The 10,931-nt window shown below is 33.2% G+C and carries 9 protein-coding genes; all 9 read left to right on the top strand.

Annotated features, from left to right (window positions below):
- Positions 1 to 12: 12 nt before the first annotated feature.
- The 9 genes from infB (at position 13) to ABMA45_RS03475 (ending at position 10,904) form a co-directional block, all read left to right on the top strand.
- Positions 13 to 2,904, top strand: a complete 2,892-nt coding sequence (gene infB, locus ABMA45_RS03435; protein ID WP_022088485.1) for a translation initiation factor IF-2 — start codon at positions 13 to 15, stop codon at positions 2,902 to 2,904.
- Between the two features lie 25 nt (positions 2,905 to 2,929).
- Positions 2,930 to 3,289, top strand: coding sequence for a 30S ribosome-binding factor RbfA (gene rbfA / locus ABMA45_RS03440; protein ID WP_022088486.1), 360 nt, complete (start codon positions 2,930 to 2,932; stop codon positions 3,287 to 3,289).
- A complete protein-coding gene (locus tag ABMA45_RS03445) occupies positions 3,276 to 4,241 on the top strand; it encodes a DHH family phosphoesterase (protein WP_022088487.1) in 966 nt (321 codons plus the stop codon). The genes rbfA and ABMA45_RS03445 overlap by 14 nt, the downstream gene beginning before the upstream one ends.
- A gap of 36 nt (positions 4,242 to 4,277) precedes the next feature.
- Positions 4,278 to 5,186 carry a tRNA pseudouridine(55) synthase TruB gene (truB, locus tag ABMA45_RS03450; protein ID WP_022088488.1) on the top strand — a complete coding sequence of 303 codons (909 nt, stop codon included), beginning with the start codon at positions 4,278 to 4,280 and terminating at the stop codon, positions 5,184 to 5,186.
- A gap of 23 nt (positions 5,187 to 5,209) precedes the next feature.
- On the top strand, positions 5,210 to 6,121 hold the full coding sequence (locus ABMA45_RS03455; RefSeq protein ID WP_022088489.1) for a bifunctional riboflavin kinase/FAD synthetase: 912 nt from the start codon (positions 5,210 to 5,212) through the stop codon (positions 6,119 to 6,121).
- Between the two features lie 262 nt (positions 6,122 to 6,383).
- Positions 6,384 to 6,650 (top strand): 30S ribosomal protein S15, encoded by a 267-nt coding sequence (gene rpsO / locus ABMA45_RS03460; RefSeq protein WP_022088490.1) that lies wholly within the window; start codon positions 6,384 to 6,386, stop codon positions 6,648 to 6,650.
- A 343-nt stretch (positions 6,651 to 6,993) separates the two neighbouring features.
- On the top strand, positions 6,994 to 9,078 hold the full coding sequence (locus tag ABMA45_RS03465) for a polyribonucleotide nucleotidyltransferase (RefSeq protein WP_022088491.1): 2,085 nt from the start codon (positions 6,994 to 6,996) through the stop codon (positions 9,076 to 9,078).
- Between the two features lie 107 nt (positions 9,079 to 9,185).
- A complete protein-coding gene (locus ABMA45_RS03470; RefSeq protein WP_022088492.1) occupies positions 9,186 to 10,679 on the top strand; it encodes a hypothetical protein in 1,494 nt (497 codons plus the stop codon).
- A gap of 21 nt (positions 10,680 to 10,700) precedes the next feature.
- The gene (locus ABMA45_RS03475; RefSeq protein WP_022088493.1) at positions 10,701 to 10,904 is read left to right on the top strand and encodes a hypothetical protein; all 204 of its coding nucleotides are present in this window, start codon (positions 10,701 to 10,703) and stop codon (positions 10,902 to 10,904) included.
- Positions 10,905 to 10,931 lie beyond the last annotated feature (27 nt).

A 10,931-nucleotide genomic window follows, 5' to 3' on the forward strand; every position in this document is an offset into this window, starting at 1 on the left:
GGAGGTTATAGAATGGCAAAAATGAGAGTACATGAATTAGCAAAAGAATTAGATATAAAAAGTGCAGATATAGTAAAAGCATTGGGAGAAAAAGGCATTGACGTAAAAGCAATGAGCTCAGTGGATGACAGTGAAGTAAAATACATAAAGGATAAATTTAGCAAGAGCAAGACATCTGAAGATAAAACAGCTGAAAAAGTGACACCTACAGAAAAAACAGAAGTCAAAGAAGAAAAGAAACATAAGAGAATTATTACAAGCAGAGGAATGGTTCGCCTTAAAGGTGATGGCGAAGAAAGACCAAGAAGACCAAGACCTGATGGTGAGAAAAAACGTCGTCCAAGACCTGAAGGTGAAAATCAGAATGCAGCCACTCAGAAAACTGAAAAAACAGAAACAGTTAAGAAAGAAAATGAACAGATAGCAAAACCTGTAGAACAGGAAAAAAATGAAAGTGCAAATAAGCCGGTAGAAAATAATGTACAGCCAAAAGAAGAAAAGGTTGAATCTGTAGTTACACCGGTTGCTAAGAATGAACCAAAGAGACCGGCTCCTACAGCAGAATCAGCAGCAAGAAAAGCAGCTGAGATAGCAGCAAAAGCAGCAGCAATTGCTGAAAGCCGTGGACAGAGCAGAAACAATGACAGAAGAAATAACAGAAATGGCCAGAATAGAAACAACAGAGATGGACAGAATAGAAATGGAAATGGAAATGGTCAGAACAGAAACAACAGGGACGGACAGAATAGAAATAACAGAGATGGTCAGAACAGAAACTTTGGAAACAGAGATGGTCAGAACAGAAACAATGATGGAAAGTCATTTAACAGAGATAATAGAAATGGCAATAACCGCAATTTCAATAATAGAAATAATGATGGTTATAATAAGGATAAAGATTTTGACAGAAATGACAACAACAGAAGAAATGACAGAAGAAGAGATGACCAGAAGCAGAGTGCACCTGCAGATATAATCCAGAGCAAAGATCGTAATAAGAGAGAAAACAAGTTACGCCAGGATAAGCAGGAAAGAGGAAGAAAGAATTACGAAGATGGTAATGGCGGAAGAAAAGGCAAGAATGGGCGTAGAGTTGATTTGAGCAAGCCGGTATTACAGAAACCTCAGAAGAAGGAAGAAAAGAAAGAAGAAATCAAAGTTATTTCAATCCCTGAAGCACTTACAATTGGTGAATTAGCAGAAAAGATGAAAATGCAGCCATCAACAATTATTAAGAAACTTTTCTTAGAAGGTAAGATGGTTACAGTTAATACTGAAATTGATTTTGCCGGAGCAGAAGAAATAGCCCTTGAATATGAAATTATGTGTGAAAAAGAAGTTAAGGTCGATATGATTGAAGAACTTCTTAAGGAAGAAGAAGAAAATGAAGCAGACATGACAAGTCGTCCACCTGTTGTATGTGTAATGGGTCATGTAGATCATGGTAAAACATCTCTTCTTGATGCAATTAGAGAAACAAATGTAATTTCAGGTGAAGCAGGTGGTATTACACAGCATATTGGTGCTTCTGTTGTTAAGATTAATGACAGAAAGATTACTTTCCTTGATACTCCGGGACATGAAGCGTTTACAGCAATGCGTATGCGTGGCGCTCAGTCAACAGATATTGCAATCTTGGTAGTAGCTGCAGATGATGGTGTAATGCCTCAGACAGTTGAAGCTATCAATCATGCAAAAGCAGCCGGAATTGAAATAATTGTAGCTATTAATAAGATTGACAAACCGGGTGCAAATATCGAAAGAGTAAAACAGGAATTAGCTGAATATGAATTATTAGCAGCTGATTGGGGTGGAAATACAGAAATGGTTCCTGTATCTGCACATACAAGAGAAGGAATTGAAGAATTATTAGAAATGGTTCTTTTACAGGCAGATGTACTTGAACTTAAGGCAAATCCTGACCGTATGGCAAGAGGTATCGTAATTGAAGCAAAACTTGATAAAGGTAAAGGACCTGTTTCAACTGTACTTGTACAGAAAGGTACACTTCATATTGGTGATCATATTGCAGCAGGAGCAAATTACGGTAAAGTAAGAGCTATGACAGATGACAGAGGAAATAGAATTACAGAAGCAGGACCTTCAACTCCAGTAGAAATTTTAGGATTGAGCGGAGTACCAAACGCAGGTGAAGTATTTGTTGCTAAGGAAACTGCAAATGAAGCAAAAGCATTTGCGGAAACATTTATTGCAGATAGCAAGGAAAAACTTCTTGAAGGAACTAAGTACAGAATTTCTCTTGATGATATTAACAGTCAGATTAAGGCAGGTAACCTTAAGGAATTAAATATCATCATAAAGGCAGACGTACAGGGTTCTGTAGAAGCTGTAAAACAGAGTATGTTAAAACTTTCAAATGAAGAAGTAGAAGTTAAAGTTATTCATGGTGGTGTAGGTGCAATTAATGAATCTGATGTTATTTTGGCTTCTGCATCAAATGCAATTATTATTGGATTTAATGTAAAACCTGATGCTCAGGCAGAAGAAATTGCTACAAGAGAAAAGGTTGATTTAAGATTATATAGCGTTATTTACAATGCAATCGAAGATATTGAAAGAGCTATGAAGGGAATGCTTGAACCAATTTACGAAGAAAAAGTTATCGGTCATGCGGAAATTCGTCAGATTTTCAAGGCTTCAGGTGTTGGAAATATCGCAGGTTCATATGTATTAGATGGTTCATTTAAGAGAGGATGCTCAGCTAGAATTACACGTGATGGAGAGCAGATATTTGACGGACCACTTGCATCACTTAAGAGATTTAAAGATGATGTTAAGGAAGTTAAAGCAGGATATGAATGCGGTCTTGTATTTGAAAAATTCAATGATATTGCTGAAGGAGATGCTGTAGAAGCGTACATGATGGTTGAGGTACCTAGATAAGACTAGTTAACCGGAAAGGAATTATATGAGAAAGAACAGCATAAAAAATACAAGAATTAACGGAGAAGTTCAAAGAGAATTATGTAATATAATCAGAGAACTCAAGGACCCAAGAGTAGGAATAATGACAAGTGTTACCCATGTAGAGGTAACACCTGATCTTAAATATTGCAAAGCGTATGTAAGTGTGTTAGGCGATGAAGAAACAAAGGCTGATACATTAGCAGGACTTAAGAGTGCAGTTGGATTTATCAGACATCAGCTTGCAAAAACCGTAAATTTAAGAAATACTCCACAGATTACATTTATTTTAGATGATTCTATAGAGTATGGCGTAAGAATGTCAAAAATGATTGATGAGGTGACGTCAGATGACAATGAATAATCCTATACCTATAAAGAAACTGATTGGCGATGCAAAAACTATTGGAATAGCAGGACATATCAGACCGGATGGCGATTGCATCGGTTCATGCATGACACTCTATAATTACATTGAGAAAAATTTTCCGGATATACAGGTAAAAGTATATCTGGAAAAAATTAAAGATAAATTTTTATTTATAAAGAACTCTGAGAAAATAGATTCAAATGGGTACGACGGAACAGAGTACGATTTATTCTTTTCACTTGATTGTGCTGATTTAGAAAGATTAGGTTTAAATAAAGAATTTTTTGAACATGCAAAGCGAACAGCATGTATTGATCATCACATCAGTAATGGAGGATATGCAGATTATAATTATATTCTTCCAAATGCAAGTTCGGCATGTGAAGTTTTATATGATTTGTTAGATGTAAGTTTATTTGATAAATCTATTGCAGAACCAATGTATACAGGAATTGCCCATGATTCAGGAGTGTTTAGATTCCAGAGCACAACTTCTAAAACAATGAATGTTGCAGGAAAAATGTTGGATTTTGGAATTAATGCAAATAAGATTCTTGAAGAAACATATTATAAAAAAACTTATGCACAGTCTCAGGTTGCAGGAAGACTTCAGCTTGAAAGTGTAAGGTTTATGGATAATAGATGCATATTTGCATACGCAACAACAAAACTTATGGATTTTTATGGTGTAACGACAAAGGATTTAGATTCAGTAGTTGCACAGCTTAGAAATATTGAAGGAATAGAGGTTGCAATATTTATGTATCAGATAGGGGAAATGAAATACAAGGTAAGTATGAGATCTCAGGATTTAGTAGATGTAAGTGTCATAGCATCATATTTTGGTGGAGGCGGTCATGTAAGAGCTGCCGGATTTGATACTGTAGGAGATGTACACGATATCATCAATAACATTTCAGAACAGATTGAAAAGCAAATGTCATAAATATAGTAATGTGACTTACCATTACAGGAGGAATGAATGATAAGTGGTGTAATAAATGTCTATAAGGAGCCGGGATATACGTCTCATGACGTAGTGGCAAAATTAAGAGGCATTTTGAAACAGAAAAAGATAGGACATATGGGAACTCTAGATCCATATGCCGTTGGAGTATTGCCGGTGTGTCTTGGAAAGGGAACAAAATTATGCGATATTTTATCAGAAAAAGATAAAACGTATAAAGCTGTTTTGTTACTAGGACAGGAAACAGATACACAGGACAGTACAGGTAATATAATAAATAAAGCTGAAGAAGATAAATTGAATGCTTTAGACCAGACAGAAGTCTTTACAACAATTAAAAGTTTTATAGGTGATTATGCACAGATTCCACCTATGTTTTCGGCTATAAAAATAAATGGTCAGAAACTTTATAATTTAGCAAGAAGAGGCGAAGAAGTTGAAAGACCGGCAAGACAATGTAAGATAGTTGATATAACTATAACTGATGTTGACCTTCCCAGAGTCGAAATGATTGTTACATGTTCAAAAGGTACTTATATCAGAACTTTATGTCATGACATAGGAAATAAACTTGGTGTTTATGGATGCATGGATAAACTGGAAAGAACAAGAGTCGAAAGATTTAAAGTTGAAGAAAGTATTACTCTTGAACAGATAGAAAAGGCAAGAGATGATGGAAGATTAAAAGATTATATCGTTCCCGTGGATCAAATGCTTGATAAATATTCTAAATGTATTGTGTCAGAAAAATTTGACAAATTAATATATAATGGAAACAAGTTTACAGCCGGAAATACATTGTTAAGAATGAATTTTGAGGATAAACAAAAAGTAAGAGTTTATGCACAAAATGGAGATTTTATCGGTATATATGAATTTGATGCACATAAACAGATATATAAACCGATTAAGATATTTTTGTAAATACATACAGGAGTCGTAGGATTATGATAAACATGTCAGCAACAGACAAGATAAAATTAAGCAATACAATAGTAACTGTTGGAAAATTTGACGGGTTACATAAAGGTCATGAAAAGTTGTTAAGTGAACTGGCTAAAAAGGCAAATGGAAGACGTAAAGTTGTTCTGACATTTGCTGCGGAACCTAAAGATGTATTGAATAATCAGACAGTAAAAACAATTGTAACAGATGAAGAAAAAAGACTTCTGTGTGAAAAACAGGGAATTGATGTTTATTGTAGCATGCCAATGACAAAAGAATTTTTGGCATTAGAACCTGATGAATTTATAAAAGAATTTTTGAAAAAAAAATTAGGGGCTACAGCGATTGTGTGCGGACCGGATTTCTCTTTTGGAAATAAGGGTGCAGGAAATGTTGATTACCTGAAGGAAAACACAGAAAAATACGGATATGAGTTGTATGTAATTGAAAAAGAAAAATATCATGACAAAGATATAAGCAGTACAGGAATACGCAGTAGTATTATAGAAGGCAGGATAGAGGAAACAAATGAGATGCTTGACCATCCGTACAGTGTTATTGGAAAGGTTGAAGAAGGAAAGAAAATCGGAAGAACGATAAATTTTCCTACGGCTAATATTTTGCCGGCAGCAACAAAACTATTGCCACCAAATGGTGTATATGCAACAAGAACCAACATAAATGGAAAAAGTTATCGCTCAATAACTAATGTAGGTATTAATCCGACGATTTCGGAAAATAATCCTACAAAGGTTGAAACATATGTTGCAAATTTTCATGGCAATTTATATGGAGAAGTTATTGAAGTTTCATTTTACGAATTTATGCGTGGTGAAAGAAAATTTGATGATATAGAACAACTTAAAAAACAAATAACTATGGATATAAATGACAGAATAAAAATGAAAATATAATTTAATAAAAATATTAAATATCATTTTACAATTGAAAAAATTCTATTTAAGAATAATTGGATTAAAAAAAGAAGATGAATAAAAGATATTAGTATGTTATAGAAGGATATTTAAATATTTTCGCTAATTTACAAAGATTTAGTTTACATACCTTGCAATGTATGATAACATAGCAAGGTATGCGAACCTACACTAAGTATTGGATACTCCAACCGTTACTTAAGTGTATGGCGATATTAAAATAATTAAGGAGGTTGTCGTAATGATAACAAAGGAAAAGAAAACAGCAATTATTAACGAATATGCAAGAAAACCGGGCGATACAGGTTCACCTGAAGTTCAGATTGCAATTTTAACAGCAAGAATCCAGGAGTTAACAGAACATTTAAAAGTTAACCAGAAGGATCATCATTCAAGAAGAGGTCTTCTTAAGATGGTAGGTAAGAGAAGAGGTTTACTTGACTACTTAAAGAAAACAGATCTTGAAGGATACCGTGCATTAATTGTTAAACTTGGTATTAGAAAATAATATAAGTTTTATAAAAGACTGCATTTTAACAAGGTTTATATTGTTAAAGTGCAGTTTTTTAATGTGAAAAACAAATATTATAAAATCGGTGGAATTTAGTTAAGGTTAAATGTTTGGTTGCTTTTTTGTATCGTATTGTTTATAATAAAAAAGATTGCTTATTTAATATATCTAATTGGCAAACTGAAACCCGAGACCACTGAAAAAGCGGACGAAAAGTAATTCGCCCTTTTTTCAGTAGTTTCGGTGTTTGCCGGATATATAAGACATTCAAAGGACACATTATATGTGTCGGAAAGATGTATCAGTGAGATGGTACTAAGATAGAGAAAAGGAGACGAAAATGTACAAGAGTTTTAGTATTGAAATTGGTGGTAAAACACTTACAGTAGATGTTGGACGTGTTGCTGCTCAGGCTAACGGTGCAGCATTAATGCATTATGGAGATACAACAGTATTATCTACAGCAACAGCATCAGAAAAACCAAGAGAGGGAATTGATTTCTTCCCACTTTCAGTTGAATTTGAAGAAAAAATGTATGCAGTAGGTAAAATTCCGGGTGGATTTAATAAGAGAGAAGGCAAGGCAAGTGAAAACTCAGTTTTAACTTCAAGAGTTATTGACAGACCTATGAGACCTTTATTCCCTAAGGATTATAGAAATGATGTTACATTAAATAACTTAGTATTATCAGTTGATCCTCAGTGCAGACCTGAAATTGTTGCTATGTTAGGTTCAGCTATCGCAACATGTATTTCAGATATTCCATTTGATGGTCCATGTGCAATGACACAGGTTGGTTTGGTTGATGGAGAATTTATCATCAACCCATCACAGTCACAGTGGAAAGAAGGAGATTTACAGTTAACAGTTGCTTCAACAAGTAAAAAAGTTATAATGATTGAAGCAGGTGCCAACATTATTCCTGAAGCTAAAATGATTGAAGCTATTTATATGGCTCATGATGTTAACCAGAAGATTATCGAATTTATAAATAAGATTGTTGCCGAAGTTGGTAAGCCAAAACATGAATATGAAAGTTTTACAATACCTGAAGAATTATTTGCAGCAATAAAAGAGATTGTTCCACCTGCAGAGATGGAAGAAGCTGTATTTACAGATGTTAAACAGGTAAGAGAAGAAAATATAAGCAAGATTAGAGAAAGACTTGAAGAAGCATTTGCAGAAAATGAAGAATGGCTTGCAGTACTTGGAGAAGCTCTTTACCAGTATCAGAAGAAAACAGTACGTAAAATGATTTTGAAAGATCATAAGAGACCGGATGGCAGAGCTTTAGATCAGATAAGACCACTTGCAGCAGAAGTTGATATTATTCCTAGAGTTCATGGTTCAGCTATGTTTACTAGAGGACAAACACAGATTTGTAACATTTGTACTTTAGCACCATTATCTGAATCACAGAAAATTGATGGATTAGATGAAAATGAAACAGTAAAGAGATATATGCATCACTATAACTTCCCATCATACTCAGTTGGGGAAACAAAACCATCAAGAGGACCGGGACGTAGAGAAATCGGACATGGTGCATTAGCAGAAAAAGCATTAGTACCTGTTCTTCCTTCAGAAGAAGAATTCCCATATGCAATCAGAACAGTTTCAGAAACATTTGAATCAAATGGTTCAACATCAATGGCTAGTACATGTTCATCATGTATGTCGCTTATGGCAGCAGGTGTTCCAATTAAGGCTATGGTAGCTGGTATTTCATGTGGTCTTGTTACTGGAGATACAGATGATGATTATGTATTATTAACAGATATTCAGGGACTCGAAGATTTCTTTGGCGATATGGACTTTAAGGTAACAGGAACAACAGAAGGTATTACAGCTATTCAGATGGATATTAAGATTCATGGACTTACAAGAGAAATCGTAGAAGGTGCAATCCAGAGAACAAGAGAAGCAAGACTTTTCATTATGGATAATTGTATGAAACCTGCAATTGCAGAACCTAGAAAAGAAGTAGGTGCATATGCTCCTAAGATTGTTCAGATTCATATTGATCCGGCTAAGATTGGTGATGTTGTAGGACAGAAGGGTAAAACAATTAATGCTATAATTGAAGAAACAGGCGTTAAGATTGATATAACAGATGATGGAGCTGTATCTGTATGTGGAGTTGACAAAGAACAGATTGATAAGGCAATTGAATATATCCAGATCATTACAACAGATTTCGAAGAAGGAATGATTCTTGAAGGAACAGTTGTAAGCATTAAGGAATTTGGTGCGTTTATCGAGTTCGCTCCGGGAAAAGAAGGAATGGTTCACATTTCAAAGATTTCAAAAGAAAGAGTTGAACATGTTGAAGATTATCTTACACTTGGAGATCATGTAAAATGTAAATGCTTGGGCAAGGATAAGATGGGAAGAATAAGCTTCTCAATTAAAGATGCTCAGTAAATAAAAAATAATAATCTCCCGACAAATATTTTTCTATTGCGGATAGAGATATGAGTCGGGAGATTTTGTATTAATGAATATAAATGTAAAAGGGAAAGTGAGAAGGGATGAGAGAGCAAAAAAAAGATATAACTATGCATATAGTAAATAGAATAATTGTTTTTAGTTTTGTAGCATTTGTTTTTTTACTATTGTTTTCATATGATACATCACCTTTATATAAATGGTGTCATAGTGATACAGCTAATTATATGCTAGAGGGAATATTAGTTGAAAAGGGATTAGTTCCATATATTGACTTTTTTGAACATAAGGGACCATTGATGTTTGTAATACAATGGATGGGAGCGATGCTGACCGGTAATAAAATAGGATTTCTTTTAATTGAAATACCTTTTCTTACAGTAACATTATATGGTAGTTATAAGATTATTGATCTTTTCTATAATGACCAAAGAAAATCAATAATAATTACAATAATTGCATTACTATTAAATCGAATATATTTTGCAGGAAATATGACAGAGGATTACTGTATACCATTTTTGGTATGGAGTATGTATTTTGTAGTCAAATATTTTAAATGCGACATAGATAATGATATAGAACATAATGTTAAATATGCTTTTTTTTATGGAATTACATTTATGGTTTGTGTATTGATAAGAATGACTAATTTTTTACCAATAAGTGTGATGATTATAACGGGGACGGTTTTATTAGCTGTTAATAAAAAGTGGAGCAATATACTGAAAAATATTGTGGCTTTTATAATAGGTGCAGTTTTGGTACTAGTGCCTTTTGTAATTTATTACATAAAAAAGAATGCGATATATGAAATGTTTTATGGAACGATTATACATAATATAAAATATACACTAAACACAAACGGAATTTTATTAAATGCAGGAGTGTTTACAATTTTAATTGTAAATTTAAATTTACTAATGTCATTGTTGATAGCAATTTCAAATTTTGTGACAAATAAGAAAGAGAGAATTGTTTCTCTTTCTCTTATGATATCTGCAATTGTTGGTATTGTAGTTCAATTAGGAATGAGGCCAAATTTAAATTATATGTATATATGGTTTCCTGTTTATATAGTAGCTTGTGGTATGACAGCAGATTTGGTGCAGAATAATAAGATTATTAATAAAGTGTTTGGAATATTTACATTGATTTTAATCAGTTTAAATTTATCATGTGCTTTTATTTCTACAAAATCCATGATTAGTTATGACGTAAATAAGTTAACAGGTATAGAAAAAGATGCAAAAGAAATAACGAAATTAATTCCTGAAAAATCAAGAAACAGCGTGTTGGCATATAACGTCAAATCAGAGTATTATATTGTGACGGATATAGTCCCATGCTATAAATATTTTATGCTACAGGATTGGATGTGCAGTGTAAATGACGAAATGCAGGAAGAATTCAAGGAATATATTGAATCAGGGCAGGCAAAATACATAGTCGAAAATGGAGAAAATAATATTTATAATGAAAATGATGGAACAGATAATGATTTAGATTACATAATAGACGAGAAATATGAAGAAATAGGAAGAAATGACAGCTTTGTATTGATGAAAAGAAAATAGAATACGAAAGAAGAAAATAATATGTCACAGGAAACAAAGATAAAAATAGGAAAAGTAGCAAATATAATAGCTACAATTATATTTGTGGTATTTATTGTTGTAGTATTTGCAGGAATACCAATGACTACAACACAGTTTATAGTTTTAATGGCAGTACTTTTTATATTATTTACTATATGCACAATTGTTGCTCATATAATGCTGAAGGATTATAATCCGGAATAGTATAAAAAAATATATAAAAATATATAA

It is taken from the genome of Eubacterium sp. CAG:156, assembly GCF_000434315.1.
Classification (GTDB): Bacteria; Bacillota; Clostridia; order Lachnospirales; family Lachnospiraceae; genus Eubacterium_U; species Eubacterium_U album.

What these genes read in the sequence shown, in the direction of transcription:
- infB (WP_022088485.1), top strand. Translation starts at nt 13, where the DNA reads ATGGCAAAAATGAGAGTACATGAATTAGCAAAAGAATTAGATATAAAA.
- rbfA (WP_022088486.1), top strand. Translation starts at nt 2,930, where the DNA reads ATGAGAAAGAACAGCATAAAAAATACAAGAATTAACGGAGAAGTTCAA.
- ABMA45_RS03445 (WP_022088487.1), top strand. Translation starts at nt 3,276, where the DNA reads ATGACAATGAATAATCCTATACCTATAAAGAAACTGATTGGCGATGCA.
- truB (WP_022088488.1), top strand. Translation starts at nt 4,278, where the DNA reads ATGATAAGTGGTGTAATAAATGTCTATAAGGAGCCGGGATATACGTCT.
- ABMA45_RS03455 (WP_022088489.1), top strand. Translation starts at nt 5,210, where the DNA reads ATGATAAACATGTCAGCAACAGACAAGATAAAATTAAGCAATACAATA.
- rpsO (WP_022088490.1), top strand. Translation starts at nt 6,384, where the DNA reads ATGATAACAAAGGAAAAGAAAACAGCAATTATTAACGAATATGCAAGA.
- ABMA45_RS03465 (WP_022088491.1), top strand. Translation starts at nt 6,994, where the DNA reads ATGTACAAGAGTTTTAGTATTGAAATTGGTGGTAAAACACTTACAGTA.
- ABMA45_RS03470 (WP_022088492.1), top strand. Translation starts at nt 9,186, where the DNA reads ATGAGAGAGCAAAAAAAAGATATAACTATGCATATAGTAAATAGAATA.
- ABMA45_RS03475 (WP_022088493.1), top strand. Translation starts at nt 10,701, where the DNA reads ATGTCACAGGAAACAAAGATAAAAATAGGAAAAGTAGCAAATATAATA.